At 69.8% G+C, this 20,796-nt stretch carries 22 protein-coding genes; 7 read left to right on the top strand and 15 right to left on the bottom strand.

Features of this window, described 5'->3' with window-relative positions; translation table 11 throughout:
- Positions 1–2 precede the first annotated feature (2 nt).
- The 4 genes from frr to rpsB form a co-directional block, all read right to left on the bottom strand.
- A complete protein-coding gene (gene frr, locus ASD65_RS01280; RefSeq protein WP_056217363.1) occupies positions 3–557 on the bottom strand; it encodes a ribosome recycling factor in 555 nt (184 codons plus the stop codon).
- Positions 558–609: 52 nt separating this feature from the next.
- Complete coding sequence (gene pyrH / locus ASD65_RS01275) at positions 610–1,329, bottom strand: UMP kinase (RefSeq protein ID WP_082561520.1); 720 nt, start codon at positions 1,327–1,329, stop codon at positions 610–612.
- 100 nt (positions 1,330–1,429) lie between these two features.
- A complete protein-coding gene (gene tsf / locus ASD65_RS01270; RefSeq protein WP_056217357.1) occupies positions 1,430–2,257 on the bottom strand; it encodes a translation elongation factor Ts in 828 nt (275 codons plus the stop codon).
- A 96-nt stretch (positions 2,258–2,353) separates the two neighbouring features.
- Entirely contained in the window at positions 2,354–3,334 is a 981-nt protein-coding gene (gene rpsB, locus ASD65_RS01265; RefSeq protein ID WP_056217355.1) for a 30S ribosomal protein S2, read from the bottom strand.
- 314 nt (positions 3,335–3,648) lie between these two features.
- On the opposite strand from rpsB, the gene ASD65_RS01260 reads away from it, so the two are divergent.
- The gene (locus tag ASD65_RS01260) at positions 3,649–4,227 is read left to right on the top strand and encodes a murein hydrolase activator EnvC family protein (protein WP_056217351.1); all 579 of its coding nucleotides are present in this window, start codon (positions 3,649–3,651) and stop codon (positions 4,225–4,227) included.
- A 56-nt stretch (positions 4,228–4,283) separates the two neighbouring features.
- Here the strand turns inward: ASD65_RS01260 and ASD65_RS01255 are convergent, their stop codons facing one another.
- The 9 genes from ASD65_RS01255 to ASD65_RS01215 all read right to left on the bottom strand — a co-directional run bounded on the left by ASD65_RS01255 (position 4,284) and on the right by ASD65_RS01215 (position 11,521).
- Positions 4,284–5,195, bottom strand: a complete 912-nt coding sequence (locus ASD65_RS01255; protein WP_056224349.1) for a tyrosine recombinase XerC — start codon at positions 5,193–5,195, stop codon at positions 4,284–4,286.
- A gap of 105 nt (positions 5,196–5,300) precedes the next feature.
- A complete protein-coding gene (dprA, locus tag ASD65_RS01250) occupies positions 5,301–6,533 on the bottom strand; it encodes a DNA-processing protein DprA (protein ID WP_056217348.1) in 1,233 nt (410 codons plus the stop codon).
- Complete coding sequence (locus ASD65_RS01245; protein WP_056217345.1) at positions 6,530–8,056, bottom strand: YifB family Mg chelatase-like AAA ATPase; 1,527 nt, start codon at positions 8,054–8,056, stop codon at positions 6,530–6,532. Before ASD65_RS01245 ends, dprA begins: the two co-directional genes overlap by 4 nt.
- Positions 8,053–8,415, bottom strand: coding sequence for a YraN family protein (locus tag ASD65_RS01240; RefSeq protein ID WP_056217343.1), 363 nt, complete (start codon positions 8,413–8,415; stop codon positions 8,053–8,055). Before ASD65_RS01240 ends, ASD65_RS01245 begins: the two co-directional genes overlap by 4 nt.
- Before the next feature lie 94 nt (positions 8,416–8,509).
- The gene (locus tag ASD65_RS01235) at positions 8,510–8,833 is read right to left on the bottom strand and encodes a DUF2469 family protein (RefSeq protein ID WP_056217341.1); all 324 of its coding nucleotides are present in this window, start codon (positions 8,831–8,833) and stop codon (positions 8,510–8,512) included.
- A 58-nt stretch (positions 8,834–8,891) separates the two neighbouring features.
- Positions 8,892–9,551 (bottom strand): ribonuclease HII, encoded by a 660-nt coding sequence (locus ASD65_RS01230; RefSeq protein WP_056217339.1) that lies wholly within the window; start codon positions 9,549–9,551, stop codon positions 8,892–8,894.
- Entirely contained in the window at positions 9,548–10,339 is a 792-nt protein-coding gene (lepB, locus tag ASD65_RS01225; RefSeq protein ID WP_056217337.1) for a signal peptidase I, read from the bottom strand. The genes ASD65_RS01230 and lepB overlap by 4 nt, the downstream gene beginning before the upstream one ends.
- 165 nt (positions 10,340–10,504) lie before the next feature.
- Positions 10,505–10,852 (bottom strand): 50S ribosomal protein L19, encoded by a 348-nt coding sequence (gene rplS / locus ASD65_RS01220; protein WP_056224347.1) that lies wholly within the window; start codon positions 10,850–10,852, stop codon positions 10,505–10,507.
- Positions 10,853–11,017: 165 nt separating this feature from the next.
- Positions 11,018–11,521 (bottom strand): hypothetical protein, encoded by a 504-nt coding sequence (locus ASD65_RS01215; RefSeq protein WP_056217335.1) that lies wholly within the window; start codon positions 11,519–11,521, stop codon positions 11,018–11,020.
- 148 nt (positions 11,522–11,669) lie between these two features.
- Here ASD65_RS01215 and map point away from each other — a divergent pair, with 148 nt between their 5' ends.
- Entirely contained in the window at positions 11,670–12,452 is a 783-nt protein-coding gene (map, locus tag ASD65_RS01210; RefSeq protein WP_056217333.1) for a type I methionyl aminopeptidase, read from the top strand.
- Positions 12,453–12,461: 9 nt separating this feature from the next.
- Here map and ASD65_RS01205 read toward each other — a convergent pair whose 3' ends face one another.
- The gene (locus ASD65_RS01205) at positions 12,462–12,857 is read right to left on the bottom strand and encodes a hypothetical protein (RefSeq protein WP_056217330.1); all 396 of its coding nucleotides are present in this window, start codon (positions 12,855–12,857) and stop codon (positions 12,462–12,464) included.
- Positions 12,858–13,127: 270 nt separating this feature from the next.
- Here ASD65_RS01205 and nirB point away from each other — a divergent pair, with 270 nt between their 5' ends.
- The 4 genes from nirB to ASD65_RS01185 are packed head-to-tail and all read left to right on the top strand — an operon-like array spanning position 13,128 to position 18,473.
- Complete coding sequence (gene nirB / locus ASD65_RS01200; RefSeq protein WP_200948609.1) at positions 13,128–15,710, top strand: nitrite reductase large subunit NirB; 2,583 nt, start codon at positions 13,128–13,130, stop codon at positions 15,708–15,710.
- Positions 15,707–16,096 carry a nitrite reductase small subunit NirD gene (gene nirD, locus ASD65_RS01195; RefSeq protein ID WP_056217327.1) on the top strand — a complete coding sequence of 130 codons (390 nt, stop codon included), beginning with the start codon at positions 15,707–15,709 and terminating at the stop codon, positions 16,094–16,096. The genes nirB and nirD overlap by 4 nt, the downstream gene beginning before the upstream one ends.
- Positions 16,093–17,331 carry a uroporphyrinogen-III C-methyltransferase gene (cobA, locus tag ASD65_RS01190; protein ID WP_056217324.1) on the top strand — a complete coding sequence of 413 codons (1,239 nt, stop codon included), beginning with the start codon at positions 16,093–16,095 and terminating at the stop codon, positions 17,329–17,331. The genes nirD and cobA overlap by 4 nt, the downstream gene beginning before the upstream one ends.
- Positions 17,331–18,473, top strand: coding sequence for a uroporphyrinogen-III synthase (locus tag ASD65_RS01185; RefSeq protein ID WP_056217321.1), 1,143 nt, complete (start codon positions 17,331–17,333; stop codon positions 18,471–18,473). The genes cobA and ASD65_RS01185 overlap by 1 nt, the downstream gene beginning before the upstream one ends.
- A 37-nt stretch (positions 18,474–18,510) precedes the next feature.
- Here the strand turns inward: ASD65_RS01185 and trmD are convergent, their stop codons facing one another.
- Positions 18,511–19,188: a tRNA (guanosine(37)-N1)-methyltransferase TrmD gene (gene trmD / locus ASD65_RS01180; protein ID WP_056217318.1), complete on the bottom strand. Its 678-nt coding sequence runs from the start codon at positions 19,186–19,188 to the stop codon at positions 18,511–18,513.
- 174 nt (positions 19,189–19,362) lie between these two features.
- On the opposite strand from trmD, the gene ASD65_RS01175 reads away from it, so the two are divergent.
- Positions 19,363–20,793: an MFS transporter gene (locus ASD65_RS01175; protein WP_056217312.1), complete on the top strand. Its 1,431-nt coding sequence runs from the start codon at positions 19,363–19,365 to the stop codon at positions 20,791–20,793.
- Positions 20,794–20,796 lie beyond the last annotated feature (3 nt).

The following is a 20,796-nucleotide window of genomic DNA, read 5'->3' as shown; positions in this document are numbered from 1 at the left end:
CCTCAGACTTCGAGGAGCTCGATCTCTTTGCGCTTGAGCGCCTCGTCGATCTGGTCGACGTGGGCCCGGGTGATGACGTCCAGCTCCTTCTCGGCGCGAGCCAGCTCGTCCTCGCCGATCTCGCTCTTGAGCGCGTCGAGCTCGTCCTTCGACTTGCGACGCAGGCCGCGCAGGTGCACCTTCGCGTCCTCACCCTTGGAGCGGACGATCTTCACGAACTCCTTGCGTCGCTCGGCGGTCAGTTCCGGGAACGTCACGCGCACGATGGTGCCGTCGTTCGTCGGGTTGACGCCGAGGTTCGGGGTGTCGCGGATGGCCTGCTCGATCGCCTTCAGCGCCGACTTGTCGTACGGCGTGACGATGATCGTGCGCGCCTCAGGGGTGTTCAGCGACGCGAGCTGGGCGAGCGGGGTCGGGGTGCCGTAGTAGTCCACCGCGATCTTCTGGAAGATCTGCGGATTTGCCCGCCCCGTGCGAATCGTCGCGAAGTCATCCTTCGCGGCTTCGACAGCGCGATCCATGCGCGATCCGGCATCAGCCAAGACGTCGGCGATCACAGTTGCTCCATTCGGTAGACGTACGCGTCACAGTCTAGTCGGGGGGTGCCCGTCAGGCTGTGACGAGCGTGCCGATCGAGTCGCCCAGAAGTGCCCGGGTGACGTTGCCCGCCGGCTCCATGCCGAACACCCGCATGTCCATGCGGTTGTCCATGCAGAGGCTGAACGCGGTCGAGTCGACGACCTTGAGGCCGCGCTGCAGCGCATCGAGGTAGGTGATGCGGTCGATCTTCGTCGCCGTGGGGTCCTTGTGCGGGTCGGCCGTGTAGACGCCGTCGACGCCGTTCTTGGCGACCAGGACCTCGGAGGCTCCGATCTCGAGCGCACGCTGTGCGGCGACCGTGTCGGTGGAGAAGTAGGGCAGACCTGCTCCGGCGCCGAAGATGACGACGCGACCCTTCTCCATGTGGCGCTCCGCACGACGCGGGATGTAGGGCTCGGCGACCTGGGTCATCGAGATGGCGGACTGCACGCGGGTGGCGGCGCCGGCCTGCTCGAGGAAGTCCTGCAGGGCGAGCGCGTTCATCACCGTGCCGAGCATTCCCATGTAGTCGGCTCGACCGCGGTCCATGCCGCGCTGGCTGAGCTCGGCCCCGCGGAAGAAGTTGCCGCCGCCGACGACGACCGCGATCTCGACCCGGTCCACCGCCGCCGCGATCTCGCGCGCCATCTGGCCGATGACGTCGGGGTTGACGCCCAGCTGCCCTCCGCCGAATGCTTCTCCGGAAAGTTTGAGCAGGACGCGCCTGCGCCCGGTCATTTCATCGATCACGTGGGAGTCCTCTCGTCGCGTGTACAAACTATCGAAGCCGGAGCTTCATGTGGGCATGGGAAAGGCCCGCATCGAAACCGATGCGGGCCTGTCCGAAATGTTACGCGCCGACCTTGAAGCGTGCGAAGCCGGTGAGCGTGAGCCCAGCGTCCTTCGCCACCTGCGCCACGGACTGCTTGTTGTCCTTGGCGTAGTCCTGGTCGAGCAGAGCGACCTGCTTGAAGAACGCGTTCACGCGTCCCTCGACGATCTTCGGCAGAGCAGCCTCGGGCTTGCCCTCGCCGCGGGAGATCTCGGTGACGATCTCGCGCTCCTTCTCGACGTCGGCCGCGGGGACCTCGTCGCGCGAGAGGTAGCTCGGGTTGGCGAACGAGATGTGCTGCGCGAGGCTGCGAGCGGTCTCGGCATCCGTACCCGAATACGCCAGGACAACGCCGACCTGCGGGGGCAGGTCCTTGCTGGTCTTGTGCAGGTAGACCTCGAAGTTGTCGCCGGTCAGCGTGCGCACGCGGCGCAGTTCGACCTTCTCGCCGATGATGGCGGCCTCGTCGGAGATGAGCTGCTCGACCGTGCCGTTGCCGGCGGGGGCAGCCAGGGCTGCCTCGACCGAGTCGGCGGCGACGGCGGCTGCGGCATCCGCGACCTTGTCGGCCAGGTTGATGAAGCGCTCGTTCTTGGCGACGAAGTCGGTCTCGCAGGCGAGCTCGATGAGCGTGACCTTTCCGTCCAGCTCGCGAGCGGCGATCAGGCCCTCGCTGGTGGAGCGGTCGGCGCGCTTGGCGTTGCCCTTCGCACCCTTCAGACGCAGGATCTCGACGGCCTTCTCGACGTCGCCGTCGGCCTCTTCGAGAGCCTTCTTGGTGTCGACCATTCCGGTGCCGAGCTGCTCGCGCAGCGCCTTGATGTCGGCGATGGTGAAGTTGGCCATGGTGGCGGCTCCTTGATGTGTAGAACGTTCGTGAGGATGCCTCGGCGGGGACGCGTTATGCGACCCCGCCGAGGCGAATGCTGTGTCCTGCGACTGCTACTTGGCAGCCTCGTCGGCGGCGACCTCTTCGGCCGTCTCGCCCGCGGCGGCGGCGATGGCCTCGTCGTGAGCCTCGGCTCCGGCCTCGTCAGCGGCGGTCTCGTCAGCGGCGACCAGGGCGACCTGCTCGTCGGCGACGATCTCGGCTGCGTCAGCCTCGGCGATGCCCAGGTCCGCGACCTTCTCGGTCTCGGCGGAGGACTGCTCGGGGGTGCTCTGCTCGAGCAGCTCGCGCTCCCAGTCGGTCAGCGGCTCGGCGACCTCGGCCTCAGCCTCGTCGGAGGGCTGGTGGCGCTGGATGAGGCCCTCGGCGGCGGCGTCGGCGATGATGCGCGTGAGCAGGCCCACGGAGCGGATCGCGTCGTCGTTGCCGGGGATCGGGTACTGGAACTCGTCCGGGTCGGCGTTCGTGTCGAGGATGCCGATCACGGGGATGCCGAGCTTCGAGGCCTCGTTGATCGCGAGGTGCTCGCGCTTGGCGTCGACGACCCAGATCGCGGAAGGCGTCTTGGTCAGGTTGCGGATTCCACCGAGCGACTTGTGAAGCTTGTCGAGCTCGCGCTTCTTGATCAACAGCTCCTTCTTGGTGAAGCCGCTGTTGGCCGGGGTCTCGTAGTCGAGCTCTTCGAGCTCCTTCATACGAGCGAGGCGCTTGGAGATGGTGCTGAAGTTGGTCAGCAGCCCACCGAGCCAGCGCTGGTTGACGTAGGGCTGGCCCACGCGGGTCGCCTGCTCGGCGATGACTTCCTGCGCCTGCTTCTTGGTACCGACGAAGAGCACGGTGCCGCCGTGGGCGACCGTCTCCTTGACGAATTCGTACGCCTTGTCGATGTACCCGAGCGACTGCTGCAGGTCGATGATGTGGATGCCGCTGCGCTCGGTGAGGATGAAGCGCTTCACCTTCGGGTTCCACCGGCGGGTCTGGTGTCCGAAGTGGACGCCGCTGTCGAGCAGCTGGCGAATGGTAACGACGGCCATGGTCGTCTCCTGTTCTCGGCGCCGAAGCGCCGTTTTGCGGTAATCCGCCGCGTCTGTTGACCGGCGAGCCTGGTGCCCGGCACACTCCCGCTCCCTCGAATGAACGAGTGAGACCGATGGGAGTGGATGCCACGCTCGATGAGCGCTGTGGGCACGCGTAGTCACCCCGACAAGCGAGGTGCAGGATCCAGTGTATCAGGAGCACTCGGTTCCCGACGTCGCACGGCTCCTCCCCATCGAGGGGCCGAGACGCCCACTCCCCCGGTGCGAGCGCCGCGGCGTCGCGGGCACCCGCTGACCCCCACACTCGGCGGATGCCTCGTCCTCCCGCGTCCCGCGCGCGCACCTGGTGTGCCGTGGCGGTGATCCTGCTCGTCGCGGCGCTCGTCGGACCGGGCGACGCGTCGGCCGGGGCCGCGATCGGTCCCCCTGTCGCGACACCGCACGTCGCTCCCGGCGACGACGACCTCGTTCGACGCGACTGGGTGTGGCCGCTTGCCGGGTTCCGCATCGCACGTGGGTATGCGGCTCCGGCGCATGAATACGGTCCAGGCCACCGCGGCATCGACCTGGAGGCGGTCGGCGGGCCGGAGGTCCGTGCGCCGGCGGCCGGAGTGGTGGCGTTCGTGGGATCGATCGCCGGGCGGGGCATCGTCACGATCGATCACGGCGACGGGCTGGTGACGACCCTGGAGCCGGTCGTTCCGGGCGTGGAGGTCGGGGCGTCGGTCGAGCGCGGTCAGGAGGTCGCCGTGCTCTCGGTCGGCGGACACGCGGCCACCGGGACCCTGCACTTCGGAGTGCGGCGGGATGGGGAGTACATCAATCCACTGCTCCTGCTCGGCGGGATCCCGCGGGCCGTGCTGCTGCCCTGCTGCGCCGACCTGCCGTGAGCGGCGGGCCGGTCAGGCGCGGGGTGCGCGGGTTCGTCCGTCCCAGTGACGCGACGTCAGGCGCGGGGGTGCGCGAGCTTGTACGTCGCGGTCAGTCGCTCGCTCGAGACGTGGGTGTAGATCTGGGTCGTGCCGAGGCTGGCGTGACCGAGCATCTCCTGCACCGCGCGGAGGTCGGCTCCGCCGTCGAGCAGGTGGGTCGCGGCCGAGTGGCGCAGGGCGTGGGGCCCGACGGCGCTGGACCCGATGACGGGACCGATCGTGCGTGAGACGACGTCGTAGGCGGTGCGCTGCGACAGCCGTCCACCGCGTGCGCCGAGGAACAGCGCAGGTGTCGCGGCTACGTCGGCTGCCGCGCGCGTGAGCAGAGCCGGTCGGCCGATCCTGAGGTACGCGTCCAGCGCCCGAGCCGCGGGTGCGCCGTACGGAACCACGCGCTCTTTCGCGCCCTTGCCGAGCACGCGGGCGGTGGCACGGGACGGATCCACGTCGTTGAGATCGAGGCCGCACACCTCCGAGACACGCACCGCGGCGGCGTAGAGCAACTCGAGCAGAGCGTGGTCGCGCAGCGCGATCGGATCCTCGGTCGCGGCCCGTGCGGCCGCGGCATCCAGCACCAGCGTCATCGCATCCGCGGTGGCCACGCGCGGCAGGGTGCGGCCGCGCTTCGGCGCGATGAGGCGCAGACTCGGGTCGGTCGGAATCTGCTCGGTTTCCAGCAGCCAATCGAAGAATGCCCGGGCAGATGCCGTGCGCCGCGCGATCGTGGAGCGCGCCTTCCCCGCCTTCGTGGCGCTCCACAGCCATTCGCGCAGATGCTCGAGATCGACCTGCTCGACCGGGAGGTCGCCGATCGTCTCGATCAGGTCTACGAGGTCCGACCGGTAGGCGCGCACGGTCGCGGGCGAGAGACGGCGGACATCGCTCAGATGCCCCGTCCATGCCGCCACGGCCGCGCTCATCTCCATGCCCCCAGCATGCCCTGCTGTGCCGACAGCGGAGGGCAGCCGCTCCGCGAACCCACGCGCGGCTCTCGCACCCACCACGGTCTCGCGCTGCGGCATTCCTCCGATTCAGCCTCGAGCGCGGGGTACAGGCGTCATTCGCCGCCAGCCCTGCACGCCCCCGTCGACCTCTCCCTCGAGTCGCAGCAGCCCGAGATGCGATTCGACCTCGCTCCGCGACATCCCACTGCGGCGGGCGAGGTCCTCGGCGTCGCGCCAGACCCGCACGCTCAGTGCATCCCGCACGCGGGTCCGATCGTCGGTCGCGGGCCGGGCCGACGCCTCAGGATCGACTGCCGCCGCCCGCACCGCCCCATCGAGCCCCAGAAGTTCGCGCACGTCATCGGCGCTCGTGATGCAGCGGGCATCGAACTCGCGCAGAAGACGGTGGCATCCCGCGGAGGCGGCGCTGGTGACCGGGCCGGGAACGGCGCCGAGTCCTCGGCCCAGAGACGCGGCGTGCCCTGCGGTGTTGAGCGAGCCGCTGCGCCAGCCCGCCTCCACGACGACCGTCACGTCGCTGAGCGCGGAAATCAACCTGTTCCTCTGCAAAAACCTCCATTTGGTGGGGGTCGACCCGCAGGGGACCTCGCTCACCGCGGCGCCGCTCAGAGCGATCCGCTCGATCAGCTCGGCGTGACCCGACGGATACGGCCGGTCGACACCACCCGCAAGCAGTGCCACCGTCAGTCCCCCGGCAGCCAAGGCGGCGCGGTGCGCCATCCCGTCGATGCCATACGCGGCGCCCGACACGATCGGAATGCCGCTTCCGGCGAGCTCGGCGGCGAGCTCCATCACGACGTGTTCGCCGTACCCGGTGGCCGCGCGGGCGCCGACCAGCGCGACGGACGGCTGCAGCCGCGCGAGCACGCCGGGATCGCCCTTGACCCACAGGCACAGCGGACCGTGCGCGCCGAGGTCGTCGACCTGCGACGGCCACTCCGGATCGTCGGGGACGACCAGCCTGACGCCGGTTCGGCGGGCGGCGGCGAGCGAGGCGTCGATCGCGGCACGCTGCATCCGCAGCCGCCATCGGGCCACCCCCTTCACGTACTCCTCGGACGCGACGCCTGCGTGGGCCGCTGCGGCAGGCGCACCGCCGTCGCGCACGATCGCGCGCAGCGCTTCCACAGGTCCGAGAACGCCCACCAGCCGCCCGGCGACCCCATCGCCGGGCTCCGTGAGCGCGTTCCAGACGACCGTCGCGAAACGTCGCAGGACGGCATCGTCATCCAGCCCGTCATCCACGACGCCGGACAGCGACGCGCGCAGCACACGCGGAGACAGATCGCCCACGCTCATGAGGTGATCCCCTTCTTCAGATAGAGCGCACGACCGATGTCGTGCACCGTCGGGGCGTCCCGGGCGTCCAGGTCGCTGATCGACCACGCCACGCGCAGCACTCGGTCATATCCGCGCAGCGTGATGGCACCACGATGCAGCGCGGCATCCAGCGGTCGTCGCGCGATCGGCGGGGGTGCATACGGCCCGTGGCGCAGCCATTCGCCGGAGACATCCGCGTTGACCCGCCACGGCGTCGACCGCAGCCGCCGTGCGGCCCGGTCCCGGGCCGCGAGCACTCGCTCGCGCGCCACCAGCGTCGACACGCCCGTGACTCCGGCGCCCGCGTGAGCAGACGAGACACGCGTCATCGCCAGCTCGATGTCGATGCGGTCGATCAGCGGGCCGGAGAGTCGTCCGAGGTACCGCCGGATCGCCTGTGGCGGGCAGATGCACGCGCCGCCGGGTACTCCGTAGTTGCCGCACGGGCACGGGTTGGTCGCGATCACGAGCTGGAACCGGGCGGGGAAGGACGCTGTCGCCCCGGCGCGATGGATGGTGATCGACCCCGTCTCCAAGGGTTGTCGGAGCGCGTCGAGCGCGGGCGCGGCGAACTCGCCCGCCTCGTCCAGGAACAGCACTCCCTCGCTCGCGCGGGCGATAGCGCCGGGGCGGATGACCCGGCTCCCCCCGCCGACCAGCGCCGCCACGCTCGCGCTGTGGTGCGGAGCTTCGAAGGGAGGGACGCGGGGCAGCGCGTCGATCGACTCCCCCGCCAGCGAGCGGATGGATGCCGCGGCCAGAGCCGCGTCGTCGGCCAGTGGCGGCAGGATGCCCGGGAGGCGCCGCGCCAGCATCGTCTTTCCCGCACCCGGTGGTCCGCTCATGAGGAGGTGGTGCCCGCCGGCTGCGGCGACGACCAGCGCCTCGACCGCATCCCGCTGGCCGATGACCTCGGCGAGCTCCAACGGCGAGGACGGCGATGCCGGGCGCCACGGCCCCGGCACGACGGCTTGCTCGCGCGCCTCGATATCGGCGCCGTGCCACCGGGCGACGTCGGCGAGACTGATCGCCCCGAGCACCTCGATGTCGTCGACCAGCTCGGCTTCGTCCAGGTTGGCGCGCGGCACCACGGCGCGGCGTTTGCCCTCACGGAGTGCGACGAGCACGGCCGGCAGCACGCCAGGGACCGGACGCAATCGACCGTCCAGTCCGAGCTCGCCGATGTGCACCGTCGCGGCCAGGGACGCGGCATCCATCGGGACGTCCGTCGCCAAGGAGGCGATCGCGATCGCGACGTCGAACCCCGAGCCGTTCTTGGGCAGGCTCGCCGGTGAGAGATTCACGGTGAGTCGCCGCCGCGGCAGCGGGAGGTCGCTGTTCGCGCATGCGTTGCGCACGCGCTGCACGGCCTCACCGAGGGCCTTGTCGGGCAGACCGATGAGCCGGAACTCGGGGATCTGACTGGACAGATCGGCTTCGACCTCGACGAGTTCGCCGGCGATGCCGGACAGGGCCACCGCCCACGTGCGCGCGACGGTCATGCGATGTCCTTGAGATGCTCGAGTTCGGCCGTCGCCGGATCCGGGCCGAGCACCGCGATCGCGTCGATGCGAAGCCGTCGGCCCTGCACGGCGTCGGGATGGGCCGCGATCCACGCGAGGGCCAGTCGCTGCAGACGTCGCTGCTTGCGCACGTCGATCGCCTCGAACGGATGCCCGTACCCGTCGCTGCGGCGCGTCTTCACCTCGACGATCACCAGCTCGTGCGCGGTCGCGACGACGATGTCGAGCTCGCCGTCGACGCCGCGCCAGTTGCGATCCAGCACCGTGTAGCCGCCGGCCGCGAGGTGTCGCGCCGCACGCTCTTCACCGGCTCGACCGAGCGTGTCCTTGTCTGCCATGACAACATCGTCGCGGCCGCGCACAGCACGATTCCGACCGGGTCAGCCGACGGGGATCACTCTGTCCCGCCAGCGCCCTGGGGAGGAGCCGAACTCAGTTGTCGAGGGACAGTTCCTCGGGCAGGTGGAAGTCGCGCCGCGTCAGCTCTTCGACGTTGACGTCCTTGAACGTGAGCACGCGCACGGACTTCACGAACCGGTCGGCGCGGTAGATGTCCCACACCCAGACGTCGGTCATCGAGATCTCGAAGTAGAAGTCGTGCTCGGTGTCCCGACGCACGACATTGACCTCGTTCGCCAGGTAGAACCGGCGCTCGGTCTCGATCACGTACTGGAACTGCGAAACGACGTCGCGGTACTCGCGGTAGAGCGCGAGCTCAAGCTCGCGGTCATAGTCTTCGAAGACTTCGTCATCCATGGTGCTTCCATCCTAGGTGCGCGGGAGCACGTCGTGCCTCAGTCGGGTGGGTGCGGGCTCAGAACAAGGTCGGGGCGTCGGCGATCGCCCACGATGCGCGGTGATGCACGCTGATGCCGAACGCCCGGATCGCCTCGCGATGGTCGGGGCTGGCGTACCCCTTGTTGCGCGCCCAGTTGTAGGCGGGCAGCTCTTGATGCAGGTCGGCCATCAGATCGTCGCGCGCCACTTTGGCGATGACGGATGCCGCGGCCGCACTCGCGCAGTCACGGTCGGCCTTGATCACCGGGCGCACGTTCAGACCGGTGCCGCCGGCCGGCGAGATGTAGTCGTAGTTGCCGTCGAGCAGGACAATGGCGTCCTCGACGATGACGCCCTGCCCGCGCAGGTCGGCGATGGCCCGGATCGCGGCGTTGCCGAGAGCGCGCATGATGCCGACCTGGTCGATCTCCGCGGAGCTCGACCAGCCGACCGCGCTGGCCTGCACCCAGGAGGCGGCCCGCGCGGCGACGTCGGCACGCTTCGGCTCGGGCACCAGCTTCGAGTCGCGCAGACCCTGCGGGATCCGGCGCCGAGCCCCCGAGGCATCCATCACCGCCGCTCCCACTGCGACCGGCCCGGCCAAAGCGCCACGCCCGACCTCATCGCACGCGATGACGAGCGTGTGCTCCTTCAGGAGCCGGCGCTCCAGAGTCAGCCGCGGCTCGACGACGGTCATGGCGCAGTGGCGGCCGGGGTCGGCACTGCGGACGCGGACGGTGCCGGCACTCCCGCGAACACCTCGTGGTGGAAGTCGAGCGTGCCGAAGCGGTTGAACGGCCACGTGATCAGGAACGCGCGGCCGACGAGGTTGTCCACCGGCACGAAGCCCTTGCCGGGCTGATCCGTGTTGAAGCGCGAGTCCTTCGACTGGTTGCGGTTGTCCCCCATGACCCAGAGCGAGTGCGGCGGGACGACGACATCGAAGGCGACGGCGGATGCGGGATCGCCTGGGCTGAGCTTGAGGTAGTCGGATTCATCGACGGGCACATCGTTCACGGTGAGCTGGCCGATGCCGTTGCAGCAGACCACGTGGTCACCGGGCAGCCCGATGATGCGCTTGATGAGGTGGTCGTCGCTGTCCGGTGCGGAGAGCCCCACCAGGGAAAGGAGCCAGTCGCCCGCCTCGAGGATCGGAGAACGCGCTGGCGCCGTCGACGGCGGCAGCCATCCGCCCGGGTCGCGGAAGACGACGATGTCGCCACGCTCGTAGTCGCCGAACCGCGGGGTGATCTCGTCGACGAGGATGCGGTCCTTGATGAGGAGGGTATCCTCCATCGATCCGGACGGGATGTAGAACGAGCGCACCAGGAAGGTCTTGACCAGGAAGGACACCAGCACCGCGATCAGGATGATCACGAGCACATCCCGCAGGAACACCAGCCAGCCGCGCTTGCGGGGTGGTGCCTTGGCGGCCGCCACCGGTGCGGAGCTCGGTTCGGCGGGGGCCGTCTTCTCGGTCGTCATCTGGGTCCTTCACAGGGCACGCCGCGAATCGGAGGGCCGCACCGTCAAGGGTCGCACACTCCACCCGCCGCGGAAGCCTGCGCGCGAGCGATTCCAAGGCACTTCGCGGCCCGGGATGCAGAAAACCCCACGACTGCTGTCGTGGGGTTCTCTCGGAGCGAGCGACTAGCGGTCGCGCTTCTCCTTGATCTTGGCCTTCTTGCCGCGGAGCTCGCGGAGGTAGTAGAGCTTCGCGCGACGCACGTCACCGCGGGTGACGACCTCGATGCGCTCGATCACCGGGCTGTGCACCGGGAAGGTGCGCTCGACGCCCACCTGGAAGCTGATCTTGCGAACGCAGAAGGTCTCGCGCACGCCGTCGCCCTGGCGGCCGATGACGACACCCTGGAAGACCTGGACACGGGAGCGGGTGCCCTCCGTGATGTTGACGTGAACCTTCACGTTGTCGCCGGGGGCGAAGTTGGGGATGTCGGTGCGGAGCGAAGCCGCATCGACGGAGTCGAGGATCTGCATGATCGTCACTTCCTGCAGCCGCCACAGGTCGACCGCGAGAGAGAGGGAAAAGGATGGAGCGTGCCCGATGCCGATCGAATCCGATCAGCGGAACTCCCCTGAGGCAGAGCCGGGTCAGGGCACAAACAACCATTCTGCCATGAATGCCGCAACCGGCCAAAACGGTCAGGGAGTGGGCGGGCTCTGCTTCTCGCTGATCACGAAGAAGTCCTGCTCCGCGGACGACGAACGCGGTCTCTCCGCGGCCGGCGGCGGGATGTACCCGACGCCCGCGGCGGTGTGCAGCACCATCGCGGAGGGCTTGGCCTCACGCCACAGCTGCCACAGCTCGAGCCAGAACAGTGCGACCGCGACGAAGATCGTCAGCACCATCACGGGGGCCCACCAGGCCTGGTTGAAGAAGCCGAGCGAGATCGTCAGCCCGTGCCACACGGTGAAGCCGAGCACATCCCACCAGGAGACCGCCCGTTCGACGCGAACCGTGCCCCGTGCGCGCACCAGCAGAGTCAGCGCCAGTTGCCCCAGGAAGACCGACGGGATGGCCAGGAAGAGAACCCAGAGGAACGCCCAGCCGCCCGCGTTGAAGACGCCCCAGCCGACCAGCAGCCACAGCGGCAACAGGAAGGCGGCAGGAAAGAGCCAACCGAAGAAAGCACGCCGCAACCACATGCTCCCGATCGTACGCCGATGGCGGCCGGACCGGTCGGTATCGGAGGTCCACGCGAGGCATCTTCACAGCCGCCACGGCGCTGCCCGGGCACCGCACGGGCGCTTCACGGGCCGCATCCGTCAGAATGGACTCGACGAGAGGATTCCGATGATCGAGCTGCGCACCCCCGCCGAGATCGAGGCGATGCGCCCGGCCGGTCGCTTCGTCGCCGAGACGCTGGCGACACTTCGCGACGAGACCAAGGTCGGCACCAACCTGTTGGCGATCGATCGCCGCGCCCACGACCTGATCCGTCGCGCCGGCGCGGAGTCCTGCTACATCGACTACCACCCGTCCTTCGGCGCGAGCCCGTTCGGCAAGGTCATCTGCACCTCGGTCAACGACGCGGTGCTGCACGGACTCCCCCACGATTACGTCCTGCGCGACGGCGACCTCGTCTCGCTCGACTTCGCGGTGTCCGTCGACGGCTGGGTCGCCGACTCCGCCGTCTCGTTCGTGGTCGGCACCCCGCGCGACGAGGACCTCGCGCTGATCGACACCACCGAGCGGGCGCTGGATGCTGCGATCGCGGCGGCGACGGTAGGCCACCGGATCGGCGACATCTCGGCCGCCATCGCCGAGGTCGCACACGGCGACGGCTACTCGATCAACACCGACTTCGGCGGCCACGGCGTCGGGCGCATCATGCACGGCGACCCGCACGTGCCCAACGACGGCCGCGCCGGCCGTGGGTACCCGCTGCGCCCCGGTCTGGTCTTCGCCTTGGAGCCGTGGTTCCTGGCGACGACGGACGAGCTCATCACCGACCCGGACGGCTGGACCCTCCGCAGCGCCGACGGCTCACGCGGCGCACACGCCGAGCACACGGTCGCCGTCACCGCCGAGGGCCCGATCATCCTCACCGATCGATCGTTCCTCGGGGTCCGCTGACCTCGCGGGTCACGCCGCCATCGCGAGGCTGCCGTAGCCGAGCGCGATCAAGAAGCTGAGGATCGCGAGCACGATCGAGATCGGCACCATGGCGTACCGCTCGGGCTTGCTGCGCGAGAGCGCGTTCATGACGATGCCCAGCGCGAAGTACGCGACGACCACCCACATCGCAACGATCGAGAAACCCTCGGGGAACACGTCGATCGCCCCGAGCCGGTCGTACGCGATGACCACGACGGCCGCGTAGATCACGATCGCGACGAGGCTGCCGATCCGCAGCCGGGTCGGCAGCACGCGGTGCTGACCTCCCCAGGCGAAGCGCCCCCACGGCGCACCGAGTGCCAGGGCGAGCTGGAAGATCGCGAGCAGGCCGAGGATGACGGTCAGCGCAAGAGCGAAGGGCATTCCGCCAACCTAGCGGGCGCGGCCTCGGCCGTGCCCGCCGCGATCTCACATCCGCGGCATCCGTGATGTGAGAGAAACGTTCGTTCGGGGTAATCCTTCGCACCCTCGAGCCGAAACACCGCGGACCTACCGTCGGAGAGCACCGGACCACCCGCTCGATCGGCAGGAGATGCCATGTCCTCCGCAGCTGCCCCCCGCTCCGCACCGACTGTCGAACAGTCGAAACACGATGCTGACAGCCCCGCAACATCCGCCGATTACGGTGACGACATGCTCCACCCCCGCTCCGTCTCCCACGATGTGGTCGTGGTGGGCGCCGGGATGGTGGCGCATCGGTTCATCGAAAGCCTGCTGAGCCGCGCCGGCGAAGACTGGCGTGTGACGCTCATCGGCGAAGAGGGACGCCATCCCTACGACCGCGTCGCCTTGACCTCCGTGTTCGGCGACGCCACCCCGGAAGGACTCGCCCTCGATCGGAGCGTGATCGATGACGACCCGCGCGTGCGATTCCTCCCCGACGCGACGGTCACGCGCGTCGACCGTGCGGGGCGGCGGGTCATCACGGCGGATGGCGCCGCGCTGGGCTACGACCGACTCGTGCTGGCCACCGGGTCGTATGCCGCGCGGCTTGCCGTGGAGGGGTTCGGGTTGGAGGGATGCTTCGTCTACCGCACCCTCGAGGACCTCGAGCGCCTGCGCGCCTTCGTGGTCCGGCGGTCGGCCGAGCTCGGTCGTCCCCTCAACGGCATGGTGATCGGTGGAGGCCTCCTGGGTCTGGAGGCGGCCGGCGCCCTGCAGGGCCTCGGTGTGGACAGCACCGTCGTGCAGTCCTCGGACCGTCTGATGAGCGCCCAGCTCGATCAGCCCGCGGGCGCGGCCCTCCGCCGACTCATCGAGTCGCGCGGCATCGGCGTGCGGACGGACAGCGTCACAACCCGCCTGGATGCCGACCGCAGCGGCCAGGTGGCCGGGCTCGAGTTCCGGGACTCGAGCTACGTCGCAGTCGACGTCGTCGTGTTCACCGTCGGCGTGCGGCCCCGCGATGAACTCGCCCGTGATGCCGGGATGACCGTGCACCCGCGCGGAGGTATCGTCATCGACGACGGATGCCGGTCCTCCGATCCGCACATCCTCGCGATCGGCGAAGTCGCGAACTTCGAAGGACAGTGCGTGGGCCTGGTCGCCCCCGGTTACGCCATGGCGGAGGTCGCCGCCACCCGTCTGCTCGGCGGCGCCGCGTCCTTCCCGGGCTACGACCTGTCCGCCAAGCTGAAGTTGTCCGGCGTCGACGTGGCGAGCTTCGGCGACGCGTTCGCGACGACCCCGGGCGCGCTGGACGTCGTGTACTCCGACCCCGTCGCCGGCGTCTACAAGAAGCTCGTCCTGTCGGACGATGCGCGCACGCTCCTGGGCGGGATCCTCGTCGGGGATGCCTCGGCCTACGGTTCGCTGCGGCCGTTGGTCGGCAGCGCGCTCGGCGCCGATCCCGCCGCCTACCTGATGCCCGCCGACGGAGTCGCCCCACCGACCGGCGACCTCCCCGACGACGCGCTGGTGTGCTCCTGCAACAGCGTCACTGCCGGCGCCATCCGCCACGCGGTGACCGACGACGGCTGCCATGACGTGGCTGCGGTGAAGGCGTGCACCAAGGCGGGAGCGGCCTGCGGCTCGTGCGTGATGATGGTCAAGAAGATCGTCGGCGGCGAGCTGGCGAAGTCGGGCGCGACGCTGAGTACCGCGCTGTGCGAGCACTTCGACCTGTCCCGACGCCAGCTCTTCGACGCGGTCCGCGTCGCCGGCCTGACCACCTTCAGCGCCGTGATCGAACGGTTCGGACGGGGGCGCGGCTGCGACATCTGCAAGCCGGCACTCGCCAGCATCCTCTCGACCCTCGTCGGCAAGCACGTGCTCGACGGCGAGAACGCGGCTCTGCAGGACACCAACGACCACGTCATGGCGAACCTGCAGAAGGACGGCAGCTACTCGGTCGTCCCCCGCATCCCCGGTGGCGAGATCACACCCGCCGGGTTGCTGGTCATCGGGCAGGTCGCGCAGGACTTCGGGCTGTACACGAAGATCACCGGCGGCCAGCGCATCGACATGTTCGGCGCACGCCTCGAGCAGCTCCCCGACATCTGGCAGCGCCTGGTCGAGGCCGGCTTCGAATCCGGCCACGCGTACGGAAAGTCGCTGCGCACGGTGAAGTCCTGCGTCGGATCCACGTGGTGCCGCTACGGCGTGCAGGATTCGGTCGGCATGGCGGTGCAGCTCGAGTTGCGCTACCGCGGGCTGCGCTCCCCGCACAAGATCAAGCTCGGTGTCTCCGGCTGCGCGCGCGAGTGCGCTGAAGCCCGCGGCAAGGACGTCGGAGTCATCGCGACGGAGGCGGGGTGGAACATGTATGTGGGCGGCAACGGCGGCTTCACTCCCCGACACGCCGTCCTCTTCGCCGAAGGGCTGGATGATGCCGCCCTGCTCCAGGCCATCGACCGGTTCCTGATGTACTACATCCGCACGGCCGACCGGCTGCAGCGCACGGCGCCCTGGTTCCAGGACATGGACGGCGGCATCGACGCCCTCCGCTCCGTCATCCTCGAGGACTCCCTCGGCATCTGCGTCGATCTGGACGCCGACATGGCCGCACACGTCGAGACCTACGAGGACGAGTGGAAGGCGACGCTGCAGGACCCGGAGAAGCTGCGCCGTTTCGCCTCGTTCGTCAACGCGCCGACGACCCCCGACCCGTCGCTGGCGTACACCGCCGAGCGCGGTCAGGCCCGACCCGCCACCGCCCAGGAGCGTGAAGACTCGCGCGTCCTCATCGCCGGATCGATCCTGGAGGTGCGCCGATGACCGATGTCCTGCTCTCACCGACCGCGACGGTCGAGCACGCGCCCTCGCCGTGGGTACGGCTCTGCGCCGCCGCGGACCTCGAGGTCGAGCGCGGACGCGCGGCCCTGCTGGGCTCGACGCAGCTCGCGCTGTTCCTCACACACGAGGGGCGCGTCTACGCGGTGTCGAACCTCGACCCGTACAGCGGCGCGCACGTGATGGCGCGCGGCATCGTCGGGACGCGTCAGGATGCCCCGACCGTGGCGTCGCCGATGTTCAAGCAGGTCTTCGACCTGCGCACCGGAGAGTGCCTCGACACGCAGGGCAAGGACGCCAGACCGCTGCGCTCGTGGCCGATCGCGGTGCGCGACGGCGACGTGTTCGTACGGTGGGAGGAAAGCACATGACGACGCTGCTCGGAGTCAGTCTGGCGGGGCGCGATGTCCTGATGGTCGGCGGCGGCACCGTCACGGCGCGCCGCATGGAACGCCTGCTGGAGGACGGCGCGGCCGTGCGTGTGGTCGCGCCGGACGTGTGCGACGCCGTCCGGGAGATGATCGACGCCCACGATCTCGACTGGGTCCGTCGCCGCGCCGACGTCGACGATGTCGCGGGCGCATGGCTGGTGCACACCGCCACGGGCGACCCGCACGCCGATGCCGCCATCGCCGCCGCGTCCGAGCGCCACCGCATCCTGTGCGTGAGCGCGTCCCACGGCGCCCATGGCACCGCGCGGCTGGCCGCGGAGACCCGCTCCGGTGATGTCGTGGTCGGGGTCGTCTCCGACGCGGGGGTCGACCCGCGTCGGGCCGGCGGCGTGCGGGACGCGATCGCTGACCTGATGGCGGCCGGCCGGCTCCCCCTGCGGCGCCGCCGTCGGTCTGCGCGTGGCCGCGTGGATCTGGTCGGCGGCGGCCCCGGACCCGTCGACCTCCTCACGGTGCGCGGGCGGCGTCTGATCGCCGAGGCCGACGTCATCGTCGTCGACCGCTTGGCCCCCGTCGGGGTCATCGCCGAGCTCGACCCCGACGTCGAGGTCATCGATGTCGGGAAGCGCCCCGACCATCACCCCGTGCCGCAGCACGAGATCAACGCCCTCCTCGTCGCGCACGCGCGCGCCGGACGCCGCGTCGTCCGTCTCAAGGGCGGGGATCCGTTCGTGTTCGGACGCGGCGGCGAGGAGGTCGCGGCGTGCCATGCCGCCGGCATCCCCGTCGATGTGGTGCCTGGCCTCAGCAGCATCGTCTCGGTCCCGGAGGCCGCCGGCATCCCGGTCACCCATCGGGGCACAGCGAGCGCGCTGCACGTCCTGAACGGGCAGGGAGAGCTCGGTGCGAGTGCGCTGGCCGCGCTCGCGGACGACACCGTGACCACGGTCGTGCTGATGGGTGTGGCGAGCATCGCCCGTCTGACCGCCGCCGCGCTCGCCGCAGGGGCCCCCGCCGATCGCCCCGTCGCGATCATCGAGAGCGGGCACACTCCCCAGCAGCGCACCACGCGCACGACACTTCAGCATGCCGTGGCGGATGCCGTAGCCGCAGGAGTGCGCAACCCCGCCGTGATCCTGATCGGCGAGGTGGCGCGCGAAGGCCTGCTGCTGCCCGACTCCGTGCACGACATCGTCGGAGCGGGGGCGCTCTGATGGCCGATCGCCCGAATCTCTCCGCCGCGATGGACGGCTGCACCGTCGTCATCGCCGTCGACCGGAGATCGGGCGAGCTCGCCGCCGCGCTGGAGCGCCACGGCGCCGTCGTCCGACACGCGCCGGCCCTGACGATCGTCCCCCACATCGACGACGAGTCCCTCATCGCGCGCACGCACGAGCTCATCGCCCATCCGCCGGAGATCGTCGTCGTGACGACAGGAGTCGGCTTCCGCGGCTGGATGGAGGCGGCCGACGAAGAAGGTCTCGCCGACGAGCTGCACGCGGCGCTGGTCGGGGCGCGCCTCGTCGCGCGCGGCCCGAAGGCGCGGGGCGCGATCCAGCAGGCCGGGCTCGTCGCCGACTGGGTGGCCGAATCGGAGACCTCGGTCGAGCTCGGCGAGTTCCTCGTGGCTGAGGGGATCTCCGGGCGCCGGGTCGCCGTGCAGCACCACGGATCCGGAGCCGATGGACTCGATGAGCTGTTCGCTTCGCACGGTGCCGACGTCGTGAGCCTCACGGTGTACCGGTGGGGTCCGCCGCCGGATGCCGCGGCCGTCAGCCGCTCGGTCATCAGCGCGGCCGGGGGCGAGATCGACGCGGTGCTGTTCACGTCCGCGCCCGGCGCACACGAATGGCTCGCCGCCGCCTCCCGCGAGGGGATGCTGGAGGGCATCGTCGACCTGAGCCGCTCCGGTCGCCTGCTGATCGCCGCTGTGGGGCCGATCACGGCCGGACCGATCCAGGACGCCGGGATCACCCCGCTCATCGCCGAGCGTGGCCGCCTGGGCTCGCTGGTGCGCGCCGTGGTCACCCATTTCGGGGGCGGCCGCGCCGTCGCCCTCCCCACCTCCGGTGGCAGACTCGAGCTGCGCAGCGGCGGCATCGTGCTGGACGGCTCCCTCATCCCGCTGTCCCGCTCCGGCACCGACCTGGTCGCCCTGCTCTTCGCCGCGGCCGGGGGCGTCGTGCCTCGCGCGCAGCTGCAGAGCGCGCTCCCCCGGTCCGGCGAGAACACGCATGCCGTCGAAATGGCCGTCGCACGTGTCCGTGAGGCGCTGGGCATGCCCGACCTCATCAAGACCGTCGTCAAGCGCGGCTATCGCCTCGACGTGCTCGACCCGATCGAGACCATCTCATGACCTCGATCGCCGACCGCTGCCGGCCGACCCTGACGCGCTACTCGAGCAGGTCGGGACGGCGCTCGCGCGTCCGCGCGATGCTCTCCTGCTTGCGCCAGGCCTCGATCGCTCCGTGATTGCCGCTCAGCAGCACGGCCGGGACCTCGAGGTCCCGCCACACCGGCGGCTTCGTGTAGATCGGATACTCCAGCAGCCCGTCCTCGTGCGATTCCTCGACCAGGCTCTCCGGGTTGCCCACGACTCCCGGCACGAGCCGCGTCACAGCCTCGATCATCGCCATCGCGGCGACCTCGCCGCCGTTCAGGACGTAGTCGCCGAGGCTGACCAGTCGCACGTTCGCACGCTCGGTGAAGTGGTCGACGACGCGCTGATCGATGCCCTCGTAGCGTCCGCAGGCGAAGACGATCTGCTCGCTCTCGGCGAGCTCGCGCGCGAGACTCTGGGTGAACAGCTCGCCGGCCGGCGATGGCACGATGAGGACGGCGTTCTCGCCGAGCACCTCGTCCAGGGCCTCGCCCCAGGGCTCCGGCTTCATGACCATGCCGGCCCCACCGCCGTAGGGCGTGTCATCCACGGTGCGATGACGGTCGCGGGTCCAGTCGCGCAAGTCGTGCACGCGGAGATCCAGGATGCCGCGGCCACGGGCCTTGCCGATGAGCGAGACATCCAGCACATCGAAGAACGCCGGGAAGATCGTGACGATGTCGATGCGCATGCTCTCAAGTCTAGAGAGGCTGCGATGTTTCGACCGTGTGACGGCGGCCTCACCGACCTCGGTCGGCCGCGGTGACGCGGTGGTGATCAAGAGGTAACCCTCCAGAGGCTCGACCCGAAACACGGGATCCGTAGCGTCGAAGCACACCATCCGGACGGCCTTCGAGGAGTCGGCATGACCATCTCAGAGACATCCCCCCGCACCGCCCCGCCCGCCGAGGAGACCTCGGCGCCCAGCGCAGACACGGTGGTGCTGAGTCATCGATCCGGACGGTGGGTCGACGGATGGAATCCCGAGAACACCGCCTTCTGGGAGGCGAGCGGACGCGTCATCGCACGCCGCAACCTCGGCTGGTCGATCTTCGCCGAGTTCCTCGGGTTCATCGTCTGGCAGTTGTGGAGCATCGTGGTCGTGATGCTTCCGGAGGCGGGCTTCGCCTTCACCAGCTCCGAGGCGTTCTGGCTGATCTCGCTCCCGAGCCTGGTGGGCGCGACGCTGCGCTTCCCGTACACGTTCATGGTCGCCAAGTTCGGCGGCCGCAACTGGACGATCATCTCGGCCGGCCTCCTCCTCATCCCGTCGGTGCTCCTGGGCATCGTCGTCGGCAGCCCCGAGACGCCGTTCGGCGTCATGCTCGCCGTCGCCGCGCTCGCCGGCGTAGGCGGGGGCAACTTCGCCAGCTCGATGGCGAACATCACCTACTTCTTCCCGCACCGCGAGAAGGGCTGGGCGCTGGGCCTGAACGCGGCCGGAGGAAATCTCGGCACCTCCGTCGCGCAGTTCGCGGTCCCCATCGTCGTGACCCTCGGCGCCGGCGCGACGCTGAACATCTCGCTCGCCGGCTGGATGTGGATCCCGCTGATCCTCGTCGCGATGTGGGGCGCCTGGCGCTACATGGACAATCTCTCCTCGGCGAAGGCGGATGTCGCGGGGTCGGCAGCGGCGCTGCGCGAGCCGCACCTGTGGCTGCTCGCTCTCCTCTACATCGGCACGTTCGGCTCGTTCATCGGCTTCGCGAGCGTCTTCCCCAAGCTCATCGCCGATCAGTTCCCCGCGTTCTCGACCATCCAGGTCGGCTCGGCATCCGTCTCCCTCGCCTTCCTCGGGGCGCTCATCGGATCGCTCGCCCGACCGTACGGCGGCAGACTCGCCGATCGTCTCGGCGGCGCGCGGGTGACCGTCGCGGCGTTCGCCACCATGGCGCTCGGCGCCCTGGCGTTGGTCTGGATCCTCCCGCTGCAGAACTTCTGGGCGTTCCTCCTGTGCTTCCTCGTGCTGTTCGCCGCGACCGGGGTCGGCAACGGCTCGACGTACCGGATGATCCCGAGCGTCTTCGCCGCCCGCGGGCTCGCCCTGGGCATCGATGCCGACGACGCCGCCGGGATCGCGCTCCGGCGCAAGGCCGCGGCGGCCCTCGGACTCATCTCCGCGATCGGCGCTTACGGCGGCTTCCTCGTGCCCCAGGTGCTCAACCTGTCGCAGACCGCATCCGGCAGCTACGTCCCGGCGTTCTACGGGTTCGTCGGCGCCTATCTCGCGCTGCTCATCCTCACGGCCACGGTGTACCTGATCCCCCGCCGCTCGCTCGCCGGACAGCGGATCTGAGCG

The organism is Microbacterium sp. Root61, assembly GCF_001427525.1.
Lineage (GTDB): Bacteria > Actinomycetota > Actinomycetes > Actinomycetales > Microbacteriaceae > Microbacterium.
Note: the sequence above shows the minus strand (reverse complement) of the source record. Positions and strands in the feature narration are given on the sequence as shown.